At 35.4% G+C, this 19,261-nt stretch carries 24 protein-coding genes and 4 tRNA genes; 15 read left to right on the top strand and 13 right to left on the bottom strand.

Annotated features, from left to right (window positions below; genetic code table 11):
• Positions 1–71 precede the first annotated feature (71 nt).
• Entirely contained in the window at positions 72–1,103 is a 1,032-nt protein-coding gene (locus tag R7Q39_RS23745) for an ERCC4 domain-containing protein (RefSeq protein ID WP_318076951.1), read from the top strand.
• Positions 1,104–1,153: 50 nt separating this feature from the next.
• Entirely contained in the window at positions 1,154–2,152 is a 999-nt protein-coding gene (locus tag R7Q39_RS23740) for a hypothetical protein (protein ID WP_318076950.1), read from the top strand.
• A 102-nt stretch (positions 2,153–2,254) separates the two neighbouring features.
• On the opposite strand, the gene R7Q39_RS23735 is transcribed toward R7Q39_RS23740, so the two are convergent.
• Both R7Q39_RS23735 and R7Q39_RS23730 read right to left on the bottom strand, forming a co-directional pair.
• Entirely contained in the window at positions 2,255–2,980 is a 726-nt protein-coding gene (locus R7Q39_RS23735) for a peptidyl-tRNA hydrolase (protein ID WP_318076949.1), read from the bottom strand.
• 8 nt (positions 2,981–2,988) lie between these two features.
• Complete coding sequence (locus R7Q39_RS23730) at positions 2,989–3,726, bottom strand: GIY-YIG nuclease family protein (protein WP_258636490.1); 738 nt, start codon at positions 3,724–3,726, stop codon at positions 2,989–2,991.
• A 160-nt stretch (positions 3,727–3,886) separates the two neighbouring features.
• Here R7Q39_RS23730 and R7Q39_RS23725 point away from each other — a divergent pair, with 160 nt between their 5' ends.
• From R7Q39_RS23725 to R7Q39_RS23715, 3 genes are all read left to right on the top strand, one after another.
• Entirely contained in the window at positions 3,887–4,012 is a 126-nt protein-coding gene (locus tag R7Q39_RS23725) for a hypothetical protein (RefSeq protein ID WP_318076948.1), read from the top strand.
• Positions 4,013–4,026: 14 nt separating this feature from the next.
• Positions 4,027–4,416 (top strand): hypothetical protein, encoded by a 390-nt coding sequence (locus tag R7Q39_RS23720; RefSeq protein ID WP_318076947.1) that lies wholly within the window; start codon positions 4,027–4,029, stop codon positions 4,414–4,416.
• A gap of 186 nt (positions 4,417–4,602) precedes the next feature.
• Positions 4,603–5,478 (top strand): 3'-5' exonuclease, encoded by an 876-nt coding sequence (locus tag R7Q39_RS23715; RefSeq protein WP_318076946.1) that lies wholly within the window; start codon positions 4,603–4,605, stop codon positions 5,476–5,478.
• 508 nt (positions 5,479–5,986) lie between these two features.
• Here R7Q39_RS23715 and R7Q39_RS23710 read toward each other — a convergent pair.
• A complete protein-coding gene (locus R7Q39_RS23710; protein WP_318076945.1) occupies positions 5,987–6,670 on the bottom strand; it encodes a hypothetical protein in 684 nt (227 codons plus the stop codon).
• Positions 6,657–7,205, bottom strand: coding sequence for a hypothetical protein (locus tag R7Q39_RS23705; RefSeq protein WP_318076944.1), 549 nt, complete (start codon positions 7,203–7,205; stop codon positions 6,657–6,659). Before R7Q39_RS23705 ends, R7Q39_RS23710 begins: the two co-directional genes overlap by 14 nt.
• 200 nt (positions 7,206–7,405) lie before the next feature.
• Here R7Q39_RS23705 and R7Q39_RS23700 point away from each other — a divergent pair, with 200 nt between their 5' ends.
• Entirely contained in the window at positions 7,406–7,915 is a 510-nt protein-coding gene (locus tag R7Q39_RS23700; RefSeq protein ID WP_318076943.1) for a hypothetical protein, read from the top strand.
• A 29-nt stretch (positions 7,916–7,944) separates the two neighbouring features.
• Here the strand turns inward: R7Q39_RS23700 and R7Q39_RS23695 are convergent, their stop codons facing one another.
• Complete coding sequence (locus R7Q39_RS23695; protein WP_258636391.1) at positions 7,945–8,520, bottom strand: hypothetical protein; 576 nt, start codon at positions 8,518–8,520, stop codon at positions 7,945–7,947.
• A 72-nt stretch (positions 8,521–8,592) separates the two neighbouring features.
• Entirely contained in the window at positions 8,593–9,564 is a 972-nt protein-coding gene (locus R7Q39_RS23690; protein ID WP_318076942.1) for a hypothetical protein, read from the bottom strand.
• A 112-nt stretch (positions 9,565–9,676) separates the two neighbouring features.
• Here R7Q39_RS23690 and R7Q39_RS23685 point away from each other — a divergent pair, with 112 nt between their 5' ends.
• Both R7Q39_RS23685 and R7Q39_RS23680 read left to right on the top strand, forming a co-directional pair.
• Entirely contained in the window at positions 9,677–10,474 is a 798-nt protein-coding gene (locus R7Q39_RS23685; RefSeq protein WP_318076941.1) for an SIR2 family NAD-dependent protein deacylase, read from the top strand.
• 139 nt (positions 10,475–10,613) lie between these two features.
• Entirely contained in the window at positions 10,614–11,006 is a 393-nt protein-coding gene (locus tag R7Q39_RS23680) for a hypothetical protein (protein WP_021486088.1), read from the top strand.
• Positions 11,007–11,043: 37 nt separating this feature from the next.
• Here R7Q39_RS23680 and R7Q39_RS23675 read toward each other — a convergent pair whose 3' ends face one another.
• Positions 11,044–11,559, bottom strand: coding sequence for a hypothetical protein (locus R7Q39_RS23675; protein ID WP_258636394.1), 516 nt, complete (start codon positions 11,557–11,559; stop codon positions 11,044–11,046).
• 420 nt (positions 11,560–11,979) lie between these two features.
• On the opposite strand from R7Q39_RS23675, the gene R7Q39_RS23670 reads away from it, so the two are divergent.
• From R7Q39_RS23670 to R7Q39_RS23660, 3 genes are read left to right on the top strand one after another with little or no spacing between them, the layout of a single operon-like run.
• Positions 11,980–12,651 carry a hypothetical protein gene (locus R7Q39_RS23670; RefSeq protein WP_318076940.1) on the top strand — a complete coding sequence of 224 codons (672 nt, stop codon included), beginning with the start codon at positions 11,980–11,982 and terminating at the stop codon, positions 12,649–12,651.
• Positions 12,652–12,659: 8 nt separating this feature from the next.
• Positions 12,660–13,640 carry a hypothetical protein gene (locus R7Q39_RS23665; RefSeq protein ID WP_258636381.1) on the top strand — a complete coding sequence of 327 codons (981 nt, stop codon included), beginning with the start codon at positions 12,660–12,662 and terminating at the stop codon, positions 13,638–13,640.
• Between the two features lie 3 nt (positions 13,641–13,643).
• The gene (locus tag R7Q39_RS23660; RefSeq protein WP_258636383.1) at positions 13,644–14,408 is read left to right on the top strand and encodes a hypothetical protein; all 765 of its coding nucleotides are present in this window, start codon (positions 13,644–13,646) and stop codon (positions 14,406–14,408) included.
• Positions 14,409–14,445: 37 nt separating this feature from the next.
• Here the strand turns inward: R7Q39_RS23660 and nrdG are convergent, their stop codons facing one another.
• The gene (nrdG, locus tag R7Q39_RS23655) at positions 14,446–14,910 is read right to left on the bottom strand and encodes an anaerobic ribonucleoside-triphosphate reductase-activating protein (protein ID WP_085762451.1); all 465 of its coding nucleotides are present in this window, start codon (positions 14,908–14,910) and stop codon (positions 14,446–14,448) included.
• A 212-nt stretch (positions 14,911–15,122) separates the two neighbouring features.
• Here nrdG and R7Q39_RS23650 point away from each other — a divergent pair, with 212 nt between their 5' ends.
• Positions 15,123–15,443 (top strand): integration host factor subunit alpha, encoded by a 321-nt coding sequence (locus tag R7Q39_RS23650; RefSeq protein ID WP_318076939.1) that lies wholly within the window; start codon positions 15,123–15,125, stop codon positions 15,441–15,443.
• 56 nt (positions 15,444–15,499) lie between these two features.
• Here R7Q39_RS23650 and R7Q39_RS23645 read toward each other — a convergent pair whose 3' ends face one another.
• Positions 15,500–16,738, bottom strand: coding sequence for a hypothetical protein (locus tag R7Q39_RS23645; protein ID WP_258636385.1), 1,239 nt, complete (start codon positions 16,736–16,738; stop codon positions 15,500–15,502).
• Between the two features lie 207 nt (positions 16,739–16,945).
• On the opposite strand from R7Q39_RS23645, the gene R7Q39_RS23640 reads away from it, so the two are divergent.
• The 3 genes from R7Q39_RS23640 (at position 16,946) to R7Q39_RS23630 (ending at position 18,646) form a co-directional block, all read left to right on the top strand.
• A complete protein-coding gene (locus R7Q39_RS23640; RefSeq protein ID WP_318076938.1) occupies positions 16,946–17,665 on the top strand; it encodes a uracil-DNA glycosylase in 720 nt (239 codons plus the stop codon).
• A gap of 88 nt (positions 17,666–17,753) precedes the next feature.
• Entirely contained in the window at positions 17,754–17,939 is a 186-nt protein-coding gene (locus tag R7Q39_RS23635) for a hypothetical protein (RefSeq protein ID WP_048516001.1), read from the top strand.
• 98 nt (positions 17,940–18,037) lie between these two features.
• Positions 18,038–18,646, top strand: a complete 609-nt coding sequence (locus R7Q39_RS23630; protein ID WP_229623767.1) for a hypothetical protein — start codon at positions 18,038–18,040, stop codon at positions 18,644–18,646.
• Between the two features lie 281 nt (positions 18,647–18,927).
• Here the strand turns inward: R7Q39_RS23630 and R7Q39_RS23625 are convergent.
• From R7Q39_RS23625 to R7Q39_RS23610, 4 genes are all read right to left on the bottom strand, one after another.
• Positions 18,928–19,004, bottom strand: a tRNA-Gln gene (locus R7Q39_RS23625).
• A gap of 11 nt (positions 19,005–19,015) precedes the next feature.
• Positions 19,016–19,092: transfer RNA gene (locus R7Q39_RS23620), tRNA-Pro, on the bottom strand.
• A 4-nt stretch (positions 19,093–19,096) separates the two neighbouring features.
• Positions 19,097–19,172: transfer RNA gene (locus R7Q39_RS23615), tRNA-Trp, on the bottom strand.
• Between the two features lie 12 nt (positions 19,173–19,184).
• Positions 19,185–19,261: transfer RNA gene (locus R7Q39_RS23610), tRNA-Gln, on the bottom strand.

Genomic DNA, 19,261 nt, shown 5'->3' with positions numbered 1-19,261 from the left:
TTATTTTTCATTTTTAAATTCAATTTGTTAAACTATAATTTTTGACATTTATCTATTTAGGTGTAATTAAGTTGGAACGAGGCGAGATTGAGGTTGATAAAGACGGAGTTAAGTTCAAGATAGTCCTTGATGGTGATTATGTGTATCTTAAAGGCATTACAGATACTTCATATGAAAGCAATCCAATCAAACTCTCAAAGTATAGAGATCTTGAAGCCTTAGCGAATGAGCTTGAAAATAGGGGTCTGCAAGTGATTAAGAAGCAGACATCTCACGAAAAGATAAAATCCAAAGGTAGAGATATCTCAAGCATTATAAGCTCTCTAATTGATACCAGAGAGCCTTTTGAACTAGGCAGTCAAACCTATAAGTGGGATATCGAAAGTGCTCCATTTAAAAAGAGCACAAAAATGAATTCATACTTGCTTATAGACACAAGAGAACCTAAAGAGTTAAGAGATCTGGTCGAAAGAATTTCCATAAATCAAATCGAGCAAACAGTTCTTAGTATTGGTGACATTCATATAGGTTCACACCTAAATGAAAGATTAATGGTTATAGAGAGGAAGACAGTTACTGATCTTTACAATAGCACCGTATCCAAGCACTTTCACGATCAAGTTGAAAGGTTATCTGATTTCAGGTTCGCTCGCGGTGATAAAGAGACAAAAATTGTCTGGATAATTGAATCGGAACAAGAAGGGAAAAGAAGCCTTTATAATGCCTTCCCTGAAACGAAGCAAACAGATGGTGTGGTTAACTACATAACGGCGATCCATAATCAACACATCTTGCAGGCTTATAATAAGCATCATACGGCGTATTTGGTTGCAAAGTTAGCTCAGGGGTTTCTTGAACAAGAACTCTACTACAAAGTAGTGCCTTCACGTTGTAATATTGAATCGCGTGAATCAAGTAACTATCATCTTTATAAGATGCTTTTGAACATACCAGGAATATCTCATACGACTGCTACACACCTTTTAAGAGAAGGAATATCTATTGTAGAACTTAGTAAAATGTCTTTATTGGATTTGAAAAAGCTGAAAGGTGTTGGAGAGATCAACGCTCAAAAAATATATAATTCATTGAGATATTGCTAGTATATAATTTAGATAATCATTGTTATAATTTCTAAAAATGGAGATTAAAGATGATTTTTTATATACCAACTATCGGGGATGCTATCAAGCTAGCATCCCAAACTACATTTAATGTTATCAATGAAAGAAGAAATGAAAACTTCCTTAAGTCCTACCTTGGATCTGAAGCAGTAAATGTTTCGAACTCAATATCCCTTCCTAAAAACACAATTTTGAAAATAGATAGAATTTACATTAGACAGAACAACCCATTAATGGATTCGATAACGTTTGCTGTCATTGACTCAAAGAAGAAAGAGATAGTTAAATCAAGATTTTTCGCAAATCTTAAAGATGTGAATGGTATTGAGTTCGAAAAGGTAATTACTGATAAGAAAACTAATGTGCATAAGGAACTAACTTTAGAAATTGAGCAAATAACTTCTGAATACTCAAGTTTAAGTAATATATCAAAATACCAAATCTCGAAAAGAACGAAAGATAAATTAGTAATCGATCACATAAATAAACTTCCTTCAAAGTTTAAAATATACCTATCAGTAAACATAATTTCCGCTTTGAAAGATTGCTTGCAAGTTATTGAAGAAATTGATGTTTCGTGCGAGTCGGGTGTAGATAATGATGAGAAGAAGGCTCTTCTAAATAATCTAAATGAATTCATCAACGAAATTCCAGAAGATCTTGGTATTAATTTTATAACGCTGGATGCATTCGAATTTAAAGATCAGTTTGTCTACTACATTGATTGTGATAGAAATGCATTCGACATAATTAGAAAGGCATATATTCTGATTTCAAAAGATGCAAAGCTGTACAAAGAAATACGAAGCTCAATTTATATAAGCTGGCTTTTAGATTTGTTCATTCCTGAATATTCATCAAGAGTCAATTTCATCCATACCCTTGAAGATGGTAGTTTCTTTATATCACACGAGAATTTTCTAAAAATAAAAATGGATGCCATATTGAGTAGGTTTGACCATTCTATTTTTTCAGGTCAAACTGAATACGGCAGTTTTAAAAAAGCTATTCAACAACTTAAAAAGTAAAATCAAAGCCAATCTTTCTAGATTGGCTTAAGTATATCTGGTATGAAAAGTACCATTATTAGTAGATAATTATGAAGAGCAGCCTATAGGCTGCAATTTCAATTAGTATAGTGTTAACTTGTCAGTTAACTCATGATACATTCTGTTGCTACCAGGTCCTATCGCGAGAGAAATTGTTGAGTATGCGTCATTATCCTCTACACATAATAAACCTCTTGATTCTGACTGCTCTTTTAGATTCATCAATACATCAATACTTTTAGTTTTTAATGTAACCTTCTTAAAGCAATCATCGAGCCAGATTTGTAGATCTCTATTTTTCTCAGAATCAAGTTCAATACTGCAATGAGAGAGATGAGCAAGGATAGTCGCTATTGCCATTTTAATGGCTGATCTGATCTGGATTGTCTTGTTTAGTCTCTCATTACTATAAAACACGAGTACTTGTTTATGATCACTCTCTTTCTTACCATATTCAGTGGTTCTGATAGTTGGAAGACTAAGGTCGGTATTAACCAAAGCACAAGTTAGTGTTCTAACGCCATTAAATTGCGTCAGTCCATTATCAAGAATACTTACTGAGTGATTCGAACTAGCATTGCTTACATTGATAAGTTCTTCTTCACTTTTTACAAATTGGATATTCAGAACTTTGTCTATGTGGGTCAATACATGGTTTAGTTTTTCGATGGTGCTCAAACTAGTAGTTAAAACTCCACCATTTTGCTCAAATAGTGACAGCGTGTATTTCATAGCTGCATGTGAGACTTGGGATAACATCTTACCTCTAGTCATTCCAAGGTCTTTTCTAATATATATAGTGAACATCGTTTACCTCAACCTTCTTCCAGATGCCCGTGTACAGTAATGCTAGAAACTTGACTATTGTAGCCGTTATCGATTGAATCGTACTTTTTCATCCAATGGGTTTCTCTAGAGAGAACGTATTCCTCTATAGGCATACCTTCTGGTGATTCTCCAATAATCTCTAAAACACTAAACTCCCAATCTGTTAGTTTGGTGTTTCTGATTGCTTTATGAAATTTGCAATCACCACCCTGAAAAAAATGCTGATACCAGCGTAACGTGAAAACCTGCAAGGTTTTGCCTATATAGTGTTTATTTTCAGCCGTATTAGTGATCTTATAGATGACAGGCGCATTTCCATGTGTCTTATCGATACAGGAAGCATTGAACGCAATGTGTTTCTTTCCGTATTTCTGCTGACACTCTCTAGAGCAAAACTCTATCCCCTTGTATTGCTCGTTGTGGTCATTGTAAAGGTCAATTCGCCTAAAGGAATTGCTGCACTCCTTGCATTTCCTGTTTTCAAATAAACGATTTAGATATTCATCAGTTCCGTCATGCTCTCTTAATTTGAGCAAATATGGGCTTTTTTCAAAATCTTTTTTGAGAACACGGCAAGGTAATTCAACGTCGAACTCATCTTCAAGGGCTTTTCTGGCTGCTTTTTTGTCTTTAGCTTTCAATAGTCCTGAATATATAGGAGGGAAAGCCCAACTACCTAATGAGTCCTGCTTCTGACATTTTATTTCATAATAAAATTCTTTCATTTTTATCACTTTTTTAACTAAATGTATGCAAAACATTTGATAGAAGTAAGAACAAATGGCAATATATCTTTAAATAACAATAATTGCAACGGTGTATAATATGGACAATCTCAATAATCAAACCCCGTATGAAAATGGTAAAACCTGTAGGGCTTCTGGAATGAGTATCCATGCAAACCCTTTTAGAAACACATACGTGGACAATCCAAGTGACGCTTTCCTTCAGTGGGAGAATGGCTGGAAGGAAGTAGATGGTGAAACGGAAATAGAAAGTGAAAACGCTTAAGTAAGGAGCGAGTTTTGTATAATCTAACCATAGGTAAAGATGCCCTGCGACTCGTTAATTTAATAAATAAAAAATCAAAATATAAAGACTTGTATAAAGTTACTGAGTCATTGTCTAAGTCAGGTGTAAAGTCTTCTGATTTACTCAGATTTATAAATCGCATATCAGCATCAATAAAGTTGCGCTCATACAGTACATACCGAGATGAGTTTGTTATCCCTCTTTATGAGTATCTTTCAGATTCATCTCTTGAAACGATACATCCATTGCCCTTAATGTCTCCTGAAACTAAAAAGATGGATTCAAGAATAGTTTTCGATCTGGCTATTATTTACTTAAGGGTTGTAATGATGTATAACAATTCTAGAACTCTTGTTGCCTTACATCAAAGACGAACTTGTTAACTGAGGACGCTATATTGAATAATCAAATTCAGCACTTTAGTGAAGAGCAAAGAGATGCTATTTCTTTGGATTATGCTCTGATGCTAAAGCATGGGACTGTAGAAATTCCTTCAGACATACAATAAGATCAAGAATTCTTAGAATGGTGTAAAAGAGAAAATTCTGGATAAAATTAAGGTATTTGAAATGAATGACGTAAGTAAATTGCTGGAATGGCTTAGCAACCTCGATCAATACAAGTCTACTGAAAAGGGTTTGCATCGAAAACCTCAAGTTAAAAGCCTTAAAAAAAGCATTTCATCTGCATGTAATTTACTTAGTCAGACCAATCCTGACTATTTCTCAAGTAAAATCACATTAGATGATTTTTACCACAAGCTTCCGACAATGACCGAATTTGTTGGCAATGATGTGCTTAATCTAGAGCGTTTTTTAGGTGAGCTTATTCAAGGGCTTCCCGCTAACTCCGAATCCCAGCCTCATAGAAGTGCAGAAGATGCAAAAAACCATCTTAACCTAGTAAGAGAAAACTTTGAGTGGCTATTATTTCTCGATTTTGAGTACAACCAATATAGGCTAGGTGGATCAGACAAGTTTACAGAATCTATTGTTGATTTTGGTCTTGTTGCGGTAAGGTCGGATAACCTAGAAGCGGCGTTTGAATTAGATTCTTTGATTCTACCATTCCCAGAGATGAAAATGGGTAGATACTGTGAAGAAAAAACAGGCATTAGCACTGAAATGCTCCAGGGTATGCCAAACTTCGAAAATTTCTATCTTGAAAAACTGAAAAGCTTTCTCGATAAGCAACAAAAATGCATTTTTGTCCACTGGGGTGGTATCGAGCAAAAAGCGTTTAATAGAGAGTTAAGAAGAACTAGTCAGCCCGAACTGAACCATAGCTTTTTAGATCTCCAATCAATCTACGCAAAAATTCATGGTCGAGATACGATGGGACTTAAAAGAGCTGTGCAGAACTTAGGTCTAGAGTCCGAGCTAAAGGAGCATAGGGCTATCAGTGATGCTATCTATACAGAAAGGGTTTTCAAAGCTATTTCCTAGCAAAACCACCACTACTAGATGGTGGGCTGATAAAAGTTGTGGGTGCTATACCGTCAGGTGTAGCGCCCATTCTTCGCTTTAAATTAGTAATACATGCTTGCCATTCGCTGTAGAAATATATATTTTTATCTCTGTAAATCAGTTCATTGCTGAAATTTCAAAAAAATCTTTGCCCTTGATTACTTTTGAAGGCACATGGCATTCTTCCCACGAGCATTAGGCATGACCCCGCCCTTTCTTGCGTGAAAGGACAAAAGCGATAATGGCAGGTGGTATAAGGTGCCTGTCTAGGCACTTATGGCGCGGTTTGGGGGTAATGTGCTCAATATTGGACTTTATAAGAAGCTTATATTGTTAAACCAACAACATTTCTACGAATCTCTATCTTTGCTCTCTTTCCTATTTACCTGTTATTTAGAAGAAAAATTGAGTGCAGAACACAAGCCCTGCACCAACAATTTTTATCAACCATAACTAGATGGCGAGGCTTTATTCAATTAACATATTGTTAATCATCACCTTCCGCTGGAACAAGATGTAGGTTCAGTTTAATAACTTCATTATCAATCGAGAAGTTAAATTTTACAGAAATTTGTTGTGTGATTCGATAGTTGAAACAGCCATTAAATTGTTCACCTGACTTTACCATTAAGCATACTTGTTGTGTTTTAGGTAAAGTATCACTACAGCCGTAAAGCCGAGCAACATTTACAAGTTCAACAAGTACTTCATCATAGCTAGTGTCAATATCAATTTTGGTTGAATGAGGCAGTGAATCCGACTTGTTGTCTATTGAAGCGTAAAACTCGGAAACACCTTTAACTAAGAACTGATAAATAGCTCTTTCATACACCCTTTCTTTCCAAGGGGTAATGAAATCTTTTATGTTCGTTGAATCTAAAGCTTGATTTTTACCAGAGACAGAATCGTAAAGATATAGATGCTCATAAGCATTATTGCCGTGAAATAACTCATTCAAAAATACATTTGATAAAGCAGGGTCTAAAGTTTCTCCCTCAATAGCATCAATGCCTGGTTTTAGATGAAATGCTGCAAAGTACCCCTTAGAAATATTTAAAATGTGGTAATAGAAATCTTTGCCTTCAATCTTGCTTTTTACGAAAAGTGGTCCATCGTACCATTCAAGAATTTCTGATTCATTTGTGCAAAAGCTTGAATTAATGGACTGCATTAACTGCTTCTGGGATTTGATTAAATCCTTCATTTTTAACCCAAATTTTATTTTTTAGAGCTAGAATATTATCTCTTTTAATTCTTGTTATCAAGTCCTGCCTTCCTCTTCTTTGATACAAGTTGAACAATGCATGTCTTGACGATGAAACAACTTTGGTAAATGAGTTAAGACTAACTGTTACAAAATCCAATAACTCTTTTCTTTTTACTAAAACGAAATAACTATCAAATTCAAAGGCTACAAGATCTTGTTTTCCGTATATCCAGCCATTATTCCCGCGAACATTTCTGAATTCTATCCAGATTGCATCTTCATCTTTATTTATAGAATTTCTGCTTATGCGCTTCATTGCCTTAACGTCAACCGAATATTGCTTCCTGTCTCGATATAGAAAAAAATCTATATGATCCTCAATGTTTTCTTTCTTTGACGCAGGAATGACCTTGAAACCTTTACTTTGAGCTAATTCGCAGAACACACTCTCGGTTCCAAAGCCTTCTATATAACTTGTGGCGTATTTTTGGTTTATCATGTTGCATTTATTTCTTTATTAATCAATTTTTTCAGACTGAATATTATGTTATTTATATTTTTCAGACGTTTTATTCATATTATACAATGCAATGTGAATTTTGATCAAAAAGATCTTCTTTTTTCTTTTTTGAAAAGATATCTATTCTTAATGGTGATATTATTTAATAAATAACAAATCTTATATTCGTATTAAATTATATGTCTAAAATATTTTATCATGGTTCAGATGATTACCTTCCACCAGGAACAAAACTAAGAAATTGTGTAGATTATGAAGGAAAGTGGGGAGCTGCTGGATTTTATAGGGGGTTGGAATACCATAGACCTAATAAGTTCACTGCACATAAAGATAGTGTGTTTTTAGTGAAAGAGCTTGAAGATCTTGAATACGCAGGTGGCGGTGAGGAATACACTTTTTTGGTCGTGCCGAAAGGAGATGTTACGAAACACGATATGTATTGGAGCACAAAGGTGACTGAGTTAATGGATTCAGGCTTCTGTGTTGAAAGTCATGTTGTTAAGGAAGCAGCACTGAAGTACTGGTCTGGTGAAGCTTCAGAGGCTCCAGCGTGGGAATACATGTGTAAGGAAGCTATAGTATTGCGAGTATTCGATTGGGATGTCGATTCGTCTTTAATTATAGATGCAAGGACAGATCTAGAACAGAAGAAAATTTTAAGAAGAGAACAAATCTTATGTCCATCATAAGAAAAAAGCCCATCATGATGGGCTTTTTATTAAAGATTTAGTCCAGACACTCTTTCCTTGGATCTGGGTTCTATAAGTAGTTTTTTATCGATTTCAGCTATAACTTCACTGTATGGGTATCCGCTGGTGTAAATGGAACTGAGCAAGATGTTGTGCGCATCGAATTGAGCCTTATTCTCTTTTACAAAGCTTGAGAGAGCTTTAAACCATTCGGATTTTCCTTGTGCATCCTGCCAAGGTTGATACTCATCTAACAAGTCCTCTATATCGGAAATTGCATCACGGCGCTCTTCAATCTCTTCACCGTGTCTAAGTTCTCGAACTCGATTGGAGTCAACGAAAACATGTTCAATACCGCTATGCTGTACGAATAAGCAAGGAATTCCTTGATAACAAGAAGTGTAGGAACTGGTGTACCAGTCATCTATAAATTCTTGAATGCTATTCAATTCAAATATATCAACGATTTGGTCTTTTATACCTGAGCCAATAGTTCTGAAGAAATCGGATTTATCAATTTCAATTGATAGTGGGGCATCTTTCATTTCATTGATATCGTCACCATCAGCCCCAACACATGATGTTACATAAGTAAATTTGGACATTTAATGCACCTTATATTTATTTTTAAATATAATTTTAGCATTGAATGTCCAATCTTAAAAGAAGTGGTGAGCCTATGATTTTCCTTGAGTGTACTCATCTACATCGCGGTTAATTCCACTAACGTAAACCCAGCGACTACCTTTAGGCTCATTTTGGAATTTTCCTTGATAATAGCGTTCAGCCTGCAAGTTTCTAAAGAAAGATTCTCTAGATAGGACTTTATATCCACCCGAATTACTGCTTCCTTTTTGCTTTGGAGTGTATTCATTGCAGTTTGATAGTGACATACCAATATAGTTTACTCTGGTTGTCTGCTTTGGAAGTTTAACCGTTTTTGATGGGAATCCCTTTCTAAGCCCTTTACCTTCCGTTGCTGAATGATAGATGAGCAATCCTGCAACAATCTTTGTAAGGGTTAGAATCATCTTTGATTCAAGCTCATTCAAAGATTGATCGTATAGGAAGCACTTAGCATCACCCATTTCATTCATGTCATTAATGATGTCCATGACCTCTTCAATAATCACAGACTTATTCATTAAATACCCATCCTTTGTCCTATAACTAATGGATAGGAATGTCCTATTAGTTAAAGGCTTTGGAGTAAACTCAGCCCCTAAGTATTTTTCGTCATAAGGAGTAGTCATGTTTTCGTAAATATCAGCTTCACCTGATAAGCATACTAAGCAAGGTGGCAACTCAACTCCATTAATTACAGTCTTACTCGGAAACGAAAAAGAGAAAATGGGGAAGGGAGCCGCTAGCATTGCGTTCAAACCAGTCTTGTACTTGGCGATAAACAGGTCATTGATCAGATCTTTATCCTCAACAAAGATTGTAGGGCAACCATTGTTGATCCAGTAATTCTCTTCTGCGTCTGTTTTATAACCAAGAATGTCATTTGTCTGAATTAGTGTTTCAGCTTCACTTCGCATAAATTCGTCATAACCAGGAATATACCCAAAATTCTGCTTTGTGATATGAAGTAGGTTTTTTGATGAAATGCAGTATTGATACTTAGTTTTGTAGATTTCGAATGACATAAAACACTCCTAGATAACTATCACAATTATACATAAAGTTGAGGCAGGGTCAAGTATTGATTGTGAGGTTCAGATAGTGTATAGATAGCATAAATAAGCAATAGGGTAATTTATGAAAAAAGCAGTAATAAGCCTAAATGACAATGAGATTGAGATTTCAAACTCAGATAGAGTTTTGTTCATTACAGGTGCGGGAATAAGTGTAGCAAGTGGATTACCTACTTATAGAGGTGAGGGAGGTCTTTATACAAACCAGAAGGGAAAGATTGAGCATTTATTATCAGCCTTCAACATGGATAAAAGACCAGGAGTGATTTGGGATGTAATCTCGCCTCTACTTAAGGGTTACGAAAGCTACAAGCCTAACATAGCTCACACACAGATTGCGCAGATTCAAAAGCTAGTCAAAGACTCGTGTGTATTCACTCAGCAAGTAGACAACCTCCACCAGAAAGCTGGGTCGGAAAACGTCATTGACATTCACGGAAACTTATCTGTTGTGTATTGCAAAAACTGCATTAATGTTCGAGGAATCAAACATGGCTACATTCCAATAAGTGACATAGACTTGAATATTAAGACGAAAAGGAATGCTCCAGCTTGTTCATTTTGTAAGTCGGATTTGAGACCAAACATCGTACCGTTCAATGGTATGCTTGATATGGAAAAGATCTATCTACTAGAAGATTTCTTGAGAGAGCCTGTCAGTCACGTATTTGTGATTGGAACATCACTTCAATTCCCATATATGGAAGAACCAATAAGGGGTTGTCATAAAGCCTACAATGCTAAGATCATTTATGTTGAGCCTAGTGATGCTTTTGATGTATTGAGTCAGACTAATATCCCTCACTATAGAGCTAAGATGACATCATCTGAGTTTTTTGAAAACTGCTTAAGATTTGAGTGAACGAAAAAGAGGCAATAGCCTCTTTTTTATATATTATAAAAAATATACAATATCTTTTGTTATTTTATTGACAATTGAATCGCACGGATGCATAATTGCTTCGTCTTTGGGGAAAGACATAACTAAAGAGGAAACTTTTATGATGAACACACGATTAGCAATGGCGGTCATGTCTTCGACCATCATCTATTGCGCAACCGTTTTAACAGTATTTCTTATTGTATATTCGGTTGTCTTATCTCTAAACCCTACTTACACAACAAATGTTGTATACCTGAAAAGTTTAGGTTTTGTATCTTTAATCATTGTCGCTGACGATGTTGTAAAATTCATCGGTTACAAAGATAAATGGTCAATGTTGGGTTTGGGAGCGTTCATGTTCTCTCTAGGCATTACATCAATGCTACCGAAAAGCCTTCTAGTAAACTTCTCTATCATTGAAGCTGCTGGTTTGGCAATTACGCCGCTAATTCTTTTCGCTTCTCTTTTTAAGTACGTAAAGAAAGCAACTAAAAAACAATTAGCAGCATAACAAAAGGGGGGAAACCCCCTTTTGTTTCTAATTTGGTTTAGTCTTGCCATCCCCATTTCCTAATAAACTCGACGTATACTTTATCGTCTTCCATTTGGATCTTCTTTAAATATGACGAATAAGCGATCTCATGCGCTTTATTAAGCTCAATAAGAAGTGAGATTTCATTCAATAAACCAAAGGTATTCATCATAAATTCTATTCTGTTTTTTAGATCATTTATGATTTTATCGCATTCATCACTGCCAATTTCAAAAGCCCATTCATCGGAAAATTCTCTCGATTCTCTTTTGATGTTTTCTCTGATTTCTGATTCTTTAATAGGAGTCAGAGGAAGAAAACGCCATGCGATTGCTGACTTTCTCTCCCATTCAAAGCCATTCGAAACGATCCAGTAGTTAGCAAAGATCGCTAAACCTATGCAGATTATAGCTGGTGGAATAGCCCATACACCTGCTCCAAGCAAAACAAAAAGCACGTAAGTGCTAGTTATGGCTATCGGGCTTAGGGTGTATGACAAAAACACAAAAAGCTTGCTATCAGCAGCTTTCACAATGAAATTCATTCTATTTTAATTAATAATCAACAAAAAAACGTAAACAAAACAGTGAATTGATTTTCCGCGCTTGTCGCGGTTATCTCAAGATAACGTTCAAAAATCAAACACATCAGTATCAATCAGGCGGATAGGATTATAGATCGTCATTCTGGAAGATCAAGACTTTTTTCTGATGATCTTTTTTAAAAAAAAGTTGACACGAATTGGTTTGTGATCAATTAATATTATTTATATATAATTACTATTAAGTATATATTTATAACTATGATTAGTAAGAAAATACTTTGTATTTTCAATAATCAATTTATTTACTTTCTAATTCTTCTAATGTATTCTTATCAACTAAACTAAAACAAAACATATACGCGATCAGGCAGTTGCGTAAAAACTAATCACTATTAAAGAATTAATATTATGAATAAAAATGGAAATGTTTATCTAGGAGACTGTTTTGATGGAACAGTTTTTTTAGTCTATGAGCATGACAAAAAGCTCTTGAAGATAGTTCCTCGGAATGAGAATGCCCTGTACACGATGCTGACTGAAATCTATGGTAAGAATCCAGGATGTTTAAATCTTGACCAAGATCAGTTAACTCATATCGTAAACAGTATGGGAGAGAAGGCACCTGAAGGCTTTAGAATCGAGCCATTTGAAGTTATGAGTCTAAACGATCATCTTGGTCAGTTGTCCTTAATTATTGTTGAAGAGTCACCTCAATTTGTTGTAGAGAAGCTTGAGATTGATTATTTTAAATACCAACTGAATACTGAATACGTAACTAGAGTTTTCTCTGGCTTGGCATATGGATTATCGATTCCAGTGTTTGCTGACGAGCACACATGCTTGACATCAAATCGACCAGTAAAATCTGTTTGTACATCCACAAAGCATGAACCTCTTACTGAAAGAGAAATTGAAGATATTGTGTTTGAACTTAAGGCTAAGTTCTCGAAATCTAATTTTTCTAATTTCGAAGATGTTAAAGATATGATCAACAAGAAGCTGAAGGATGCTGGAAACACTTATGAGTATCCATATGTTCAGTTAGTTGCTCTTGTTAATAAAATTTTCTTCATGGTTTAGGTGGTTACATGTCAAACATTTACACGGAAAATGCGAATACAATTATTCGAATTCACACAAGAGAAGAAGTGAAAAAACTATTTGAAACCCTCTCTCAAAGTTCGTCATTTGATGTTTCAGAAGTCATGTGTTGGTCTGCCGTTGCTCTGTTAGTGTTCAATGATGATCAGAGTAAAGATTATGCTGTCGCTGTACATGGTGATTATGGATACTATGTAACAGATCTTAACTCTGGTGATGTAAAATCAAACATTAAAATTGAGATTAGAAATCCTTCTACCTTGGCTTATTTTAAAGCTATCTCAGCGTACCATCTAAACTCAACTTATCTTGATGAAGACCGTCAACTACTTCAACTGATTATGCTAGCTTTGGAAGAAAATGGGTTTATTGATGCTGATGGTCATATTGCTCCAAAATATCTAGGGAAAGGTCATCAGGATTTTGGCTCATTCAAGTTGAAATTGGATTTAGAAAGTCACACTAAAGAGATCATGCTTTATGATTTTAATGCGAATGTCTTTGGAGCGTTCAAACAAGAAATCGTAATTAATGACTTTTTCGCTTCTGCTGAATTGCTTCTTGATTTGATTGAAAAGGCTAAAACTAAATCAAAAAATAGAAGTTCTACTCGGAATCCTGACTTTGTTGATGAACTAAAACGCAGCAAAATGATTTTCACTCCATGCATTGAGGAAGATAAATATTTGTTGAATCCTCAATTAAGTGAAGATGTTTTACAGAAAGCAAGAGCTACAATGTTGGCAACAAACGAACAATCTTCGATCTCTCTTTTAGAGTTGGTTAATGTAGTAATTGACTCAAAGAATTTAGGTCGTGATGTCAGATCTTCTGTGAAGAGTTTACTGCTAGATAGATTTAGTTTTCCAAGTGAAGTGCATCTTGAGGTCGTTCTTGAAGGTTTATATGGATACACTCAAGCTCCATTAGTAAATGATTTCATCATCAAGCACAAAAGTAGGGTATAAATTATGAATAACATTAATAATTTGCCAACAATGCTTCTTTCAGTCCCTGCTTTGACTATGATTCATTTACTTGATGGAGAATCGGGCTGTTTCAATTTCAATAAGCATATGAAAGGTGAAAGCGGTCTAACGGATGATTTCAAGATTAATGTAGCGAACAGGGTGCTCGTAAATGGTCTCGTTTTAACAAGACCTGGTGATAAAAATGAAATTTTTACGTTGTTGCCTAATAAGTCTTCATTAGCAAAAATAGCTATTGAAATATCTGACAAAAATGAAATGTTTGATAGTAGAAGACACCTTCCAGAACTTGTAGATAAACTCATGTCTAAAGATATTTTAGATGTTGGCTACTTGGAAATGGTTGATGAAAATTATCAACTAGTGTTAAACATGATTGATAAGATTAAAGATGAGGATCTTGATCATCTTAATTTTGATACTTCAAATGAGAATATCGTCATCACCCTTAATGATATAGTGTTTACGATTTTTTCTCATAATTTCTATGGTATTGAAGTGAATGTTCTATCTGTTTCAAAGCCTGGCTATGAAGATTTCTTTGTACCTTTTGATTTCTTTGATTTATTAGCAGAAGGAGTCAGAGAGCTTGAATCGCTTACAATGGTTGCTATGATTGCTGGTTTTGAGGATGAGCAATCAACTGAACGTGAACCTTTGGTAAAAGATTTGTTGAGTATGGAACAAATTGACTTGTTGTCACATGTGTTGACTGTAGAAACACATTTTATGCTCTCTGAAGTTTAGAGTAGCTATTAAAAAGCCATGCTCAGCATGGCTTTTTTTATTTAAGATAAATTACGCGTTGATTACTGCTTCCTCTCCATTTAAGGGATGGATCGGCTAATTTGTGGTCAAACCTACCATCTATCAATACATCTAAGTAATTAACAACTTCAAGTTGTTCTTTGTCTAACTCTTCAAGTCGATATCCAGTCCATAACCATATATCTGATTGTGGTGACTCACTTCTAACACGCTTAACAAGCTTTAATACTGAATTTAGATTTTTGGGATGGAGAGGTTCTCCACCAAGTATGCTTAATCCATTTCTCTTTATTCTTGTGTCTGTTAGGTCATTGATAATAGTCTTCTCTATTTCGCTATTAAATTCACTGCCAGCATCGAATGGAAAGCTTTTTGCGTTGAAGCATTTGTGACAATGATGTTCGCAGCCTGAAACGAAGATAGAGCATCTAGTGCCTTCACCATTGATAAAATCAACAGGGTTATAAGTCATGTAATTCATTTTTTATCTCCTTTATTAATCAAATTCTATCATTGAGACCAAAATCAAGGGATATAAGATAGAAGCTATTGAATATTTTATTGATTTAAAGCAATTTAAATCAAAAATTCGTTGACTGTTAGCTCTTTGATTCATAAAATTATGATTGAGATAAATTAAAAATATTACCTTAAAGAACAAATATTTAATTTTAAATAAATAAGGAAAAGATCATGATAGATACAACTTTAGAAAAAAACCTTACCAAGAAAGACATAGTTCAACGTTTAGTTGATCAGCATAACTTCACGACTAAAGATGCGACTGCACTTGTAGAAACTTTTTTTAATGAAATTAAAGAAACAATTGCTAGCGGTGAGCCTTTAAAGCTATCTAATTTTGGTAACTTCAATATTAATCATAAAAGAAGCCGTCCAGGTCGCAACCCGAAAACTGGTGATGAAGTTATGATCTCTGAGAGACGCGTTGTTACTTTTGCGCCATCGGATAATTTTAAGGCAGAGGTTCAAAGTGCTTTCGAGTCACGAAAATAATTGATGGGATTAAAAAAGGATGAGTTTTAAACTCATCCTTTTTTGTTTGTTATTCGTTAGTAAACGAATACTGTCCAAGCTTGACCTGTCACATAGCCATATTTAGCGCCATTAAGAGCGTATCCTCTTGAACATGCTGCTGAGTGCCAAGGAGAGAAAGCCCATCTGTAGTAGCTACCATAGCGACCAGTATAGTCTTCTACTGTCAGTGTATTATTGTATTGACCTTCAGACATCAAATCTGATCGAGGGTTATGCCATCTAAAGTGTCTTCCTGTAGATCTATGTACAATGTAAGCCCTTCCGCGTGAATATAGAGTAGCGTGCATGTTTCCAGTACTGTATCTACCACTATCGAAACCGACAGTTACACTTCCATTCTGACCAACGCCCCAACGAGTGTGGATAGGTAATACTTCATTCGGGATCGCAAAACCAACGCCTCTATTGTAGACAGATTTTAGATCGTATTGGTAGTTACCACCAGTCCATGCAACAGGGCTATTTTCGCGCTGAGCTGCTACCATTGTCCAACCGTTGTTGCAGTAAGTAACGTATGCATTACTAGGGGTAACATCTAAACGTTTCCATCCGTTTGGATTCCAGCCTGGTTGCGCAGATGAGATTTCGGATTTGTTGGCATTGTAGAAATTCAGTAGTGTTTTACAGCTTCTGTTATCCATCAAACCGCGCTGTGTCGATGTCTCGATATAACGGTATGTTCTCATCTGATCGTATGTAACTGCACCATCTGGGTCATTCAAGGTAATTGAGCGTTTTTGTTCGACAGAACAAGTTCTTTCCTGACCTTCAGCATCTTGAGTGTAAGGAGTCAGATATCTACTTGCTGAACCAACAGAGTTCCATTCAGTACACGATACTGCACTTGTATCTTCCCAAGCTGTATTGTCAACAGCGACCACACGGCTTTCTTGTTTATTGATGGTTCTTTCGTGTCGAATAGGCTCGCCATCATCTGCAACTTCACCGCGACCATCTTCAATTTTCTTTTGTTCCATACGGAATTCATCTACCGTAAATGTTCGGCTTTGAGAATAATCAGGAACATTAACATCGGCATCTGAATCTTTGAAGATTACTCCGCGATGACCTTGTGTGGAAGCTATAATGCTTGGCGTAGATGGCTCCCAAGGTGTGTGATCACGATGTGGAGTGAATTCCTTCCAAGGTGTAAAATAAGATGGAAGTGCATTAGACTTAACTAAGTTGGCAATTGGAATCCTTAGATTTGCTGTTACAGGAGCTGTGTTTGCATCTTCAGCATGTGAATTCACGCTAAAAGCTGATAAACTAGCGACCACAGAAATCGTAAGAAATGATTTTTTTATTCTTAACATACTGGCCTCGTTTTTTTATTATTTGTTGTTTTTCTTTTAGTAATATTCTTAAATAATATTCTTAAATAAAACAACGTGTATGTAAAGGTTTTTGTGATAGAAAGCACAATAAATGTTTTATTTATATATGTTAGTGAGTGTTAAATGACAATTATCGAAGAGTTAAAATTACTTAATGGTTGGGATTCTCTTATCAGTTCAAACTATGAGCTTTTATGCTCTATAAGTGAAAAACTAGAAAGAGAAAAATCTGAGTTTGTGGTTTATCCCCCTGAGGGAATGGTGTTTAATGCCTTCAAAAGAACTTCGATTGATAATGTTCGATGTGTGATTATAGGGCAAGATCCATACATAAATCAGGAGTTTGTGGATGGATGGTTAATACCTCAAGCTATGGGAATGTCTTTTTCTGTTCCTAAAGGGGTAAAGCCTCCTAGAAGCTTGAATAACATCTATAAGGAATTAAAAAATTGCTATCCAGATTTTCAACCTAATGGCTCTGGTGATTTATCAAAATGGGCTGATAATGTATTGTTACTTAATGCAACTTTAACGGTTCGAAAGGGAAGTTCAAATTCTCATAAGAAGATGGGCTGGAATGCATTTACAAATAATGTAATTCAAGCGCTGATTAAAAGAGAAAAACCTCTTGTATTTTTATCATGGGGCAGGGATGCGCATAAGATAACCAAGTTGGCTGAGGGTACTCATCATTGCGTATTAAAGACATCTCATCCAAGTCCGCTTGGATCAAATAAGCAAGGGGTAGACTTTGCCCCTTTTCTTGGGTCAGAATGTTTTTATAAGTGCAATCAATTCCTTTTGGATAACGGTCAAAAGGCAATTAATTGGATAAATCTCTAAAAAACATCTATATTTTCATTGAACTATTATTGATTTTATGTATCGAATAATATAAGATTCTTAATATAGAGTTTGGGGAGAAACTAGTATGTTAAAATTTAAAAAGTTCAGTGATGTAATAGGCGCAATGCTTCTATTGCTAACTACAATATTGGTTCTAGGAACCAACATGTTACAAACAGCGATTAAAACACCAGAGTCAGCTAATCTTGTTGGCATTACATTTTTAGCACTATTTTTTGTCTCAGGGGTTAAGTTAATAACCAAAAAATAGCTTTAGTTTATCAATCCCCATACTTGAAAGCGCCACAATTGCAATGGCGCTTTTTTATTGCTATTTTATTGCAAAACCAAATAAACATGAGAAATAAAATGAAGAAAAAGAAAGATATCTTGATACTTGATGCCGAGGGAATAATTCTGAATCCTATAAGCGGCATAAAAAAGTTTCTTGACGATAAAGGAATCTGTACAAAACACTTGGAATCCAGAGAAACATCTAATCCACTAAGGATCGTTGATTTATTCGGTTCGAGTTCTCTTGAAGAGGCGTTATCACTATATTCTGAATACTGTGATTCTGAGTATATTGGGTCATTAGAACTGCATTCACAAGGTGTTAAACGAGTTCTGATTGAGCTATCTTACAGATATGACATTTCGCTTGTTATGTCTTGTGGACGTTCAGAGCATGAAATGCAGTTAAGAGAAAAAAATCTAGAAGAACTTTTTGGTGATATTTTTAGTGGTTATCATTTTGTTGGTAGATCTGAAACTAAAAGAGATGTATTGGAACTATTGATGGATATTCCAGGCAATAAAATTGCTGGATTGATAGATAGTAACGAAAAATATGTTCAAGAGGCTGTAGATTTAGGGATTGAGTCTTATCTTTTTAGTAATCGAAAAGCTGGGGCAGAATCTACTTATCCAGTTATTGAAGATTGGAAGCAAATTGAAGATATATTCCTATTGCAATAGTAAAATAAATAACCCCAGATATGTATATCTGGGGAATAACAATTATTCTAGTTTTCTTCTTATTAGTGTGTCTAGTGTTTTTACTAAAAACAGCATCCTTTCAAGGTCACTTACCATTTTATCTTCATTCATAGGACTTTCCTTTGATGAATTCATCGAATGTTGGATGTCCAACATGTTCAGCAATATTGTTTAGTTCTGTCTCAATGATATCTAAGCATTTCATGATTAGACAATAATTATTATATGACATAAAAACCTCTTAGAATCAGAAAGGAATATGGCTGAGGTGGAGGGACTCGAACCCCCGATCATAGAATCAAAGTCTATTGCCTTAAACCAACTTGGCTACACCCCAACAATGTAATTTGGTCGGTGAAGAGAGATTCGAACTCTCGACCCTCTGCTCCCAAAGCAGATGCGCTACCAGGCTGCGCTATTCACCGAGTGTGGCATAGAGGGAGGGAGTTGAACCCCCGACCAGCGGGTTTGGAATCCGATGCTCTACCAACTGAGCTACCTCTACACTTTGTTGTTCTGGCTGAGGTGGAGGGACTCGAACCCCCGATCATAGAATCAAAGTCTATTGCCTTAAACCAACTTGGCTACACCCCA

Source organism: Vibrio sp. 947 (assembly GCF_033339115.1).
GTDB classification, from domain to species: Bacteria; Pseudomonadota; Gammaproteobacteria; order Enterobacterales; family Vibrionaceae; genus Vibrio; species Vibrio alginolyticus.
This window is presented reverse-complemented; position numbering and strand designations above follow the sequence as displayed.

What these genes read in the sequence shown, in the direction of transcription:
- R7Q39_RS23740 (WP_318076950.1), top strand. Translation starts at nt 1,154, where the DNA reads ATGATTTTTTATATACCAACTATCGGGGATGCTATCAAGCTAGCATCC.
- R7Q39_RS23735 (WP_318076949.1), bottom strand. Translation starts at nt 2,980, where the DNA reads ATGTTCACTATATATATTAGAAAAGACCTTGGAATGACTAGAGGTAAG.
- R7Q39_RS23730 (WP_258636490.1), bottom strand. Translation starts at nt 3,726, where the DNA reads ATGAAAGAATTTTATTATGAAATAAAATGTCAGAAGCAGGACTCATTA.
- R7Q39_RS23725 (WP_318076948.1), top strand. Translation starts at nt 3,887, where the DNA reads ATGAGTATCCATGCAAACCCTTTTAGAAACACATACGTGGACAATCCA.
- R7Q39_RS23715 (WP_318076946.1), top strand. Translation starts at nt 4,603, where the DNA reads ATGAATGACGTAAGTAAATTGCTGGAATGGCTTAGCAACCTCGATCAA.
- R7Q39_RS23710 (WP_318076945.1), bottom strand. Translation starts at nt 6,670, where the DNA reads ATGCAGTCCATTAATTCAAGCTTTTGCACAAATGAATCAGAAATTCTT.
- R7Q39_RS23705 (WP_318076944.1), bottom strand. Translation starts at nt 7,205, where the DNA reads ATGATAAACCAAAAATACGCCACAAGTTATATAGAAGGCTTTGGAACC.
- R7Q39_RS23700 (WP_318076943.1), top strand. Translation starts at nt 7,406, where the DNA reads ATGTCTAAAATATTTTATCATGGTTCAGATGATTACCTTCCACCAGGA.
- R7Q39_RS23695 (WP_258636391.1), bottom strand. Translation starts at nt 8,520, where the DNA reads ATGTCCAAATTTACTTATGTAACATCATGTGTTGGGGCTGATGGTGAC.
- R7Q39_RS23690 (WP_318076942.1), bottom strand. Translation starts at nt 9,564, where the DNA reads ATGTCATTCGAAATCTACAAAACTAAGTATCAATACTGCATTTCATCA.
- R7Q39_RS23685 (WP_318076941.1), top strand. Translation starts at nt 9,677, where the DNA reads ATGAAAAAAGCAGTAATAAGCCTAAATGACAATGAGATTGAGATTTCA.
- R7Q39_RS23680 (WP_021486088.1), top strand. Translation starts at nt 10,614, where the DNA reads ATGATGAACACACGATTAGCAATGGCGGTCATGTCTTCGACCATCATC.
- R7Q39_RS23670 (WP_318076940.1), top strand. Translation starts at nt 11,980, where the DNA reads ATGAATAAAAATGGAAATGTTTATCTAGGAGACTGTTTTGATGGAACA.
- R7Q39_RS23665 (WP_258636381.1), top strand. Translation starts at nt 12,660, where the DNA reads ATGTCAAACATTTACACGGAAAATGCGAATACAATTATTCGAATTCAC.
- R7Q39_RS23660 (WP_258636383.1), top strand. Translation starts at nt 13,644, where the DNA reads ATGAATAACATTAATAATTTGCCAACAATGCTTCTTTCAGTCCCTGCT.
- nrdG (WP_085762451.1), bottom strand. Translation starts at nt 14,910, where the DNA reads ATGAATTACATGACTTATAACCCTGTTGATTTTATCAATGGTGAAGGC.
- R7Q39_RS23650 (WP_318076939.1), top strand. Translation starts at nt 15,123, where the DNA reads ATGATAGATACAACTTTAGAAAAAAACCTTACCAAGAAAGACATAGTT.
- R7Q39_RS23640 (WP_318076938.1), top strand. Translation starts at nt 16,946, where the DNA reads ATGACAATTATCGAAGAGTTAAAATTACTTAATGGTTGGGATTCTCTT.
- R7Q39_RS23635 (WP_048516001.1), top strand. Translation starts at nt 17,754, where the DNA reads ATGTTAAAATTTAAAAAGTTCAGTGATGTAATAGGCGCAATGCTTCTA.
- R7Q39_RS23630 (WP_229623767.1), top strand. Translation starts at nt 18,038, where the DNA reads ATGAAGAAAAAGAAAGATATCTTGATACTTGATGCCGAGGGAATAATT.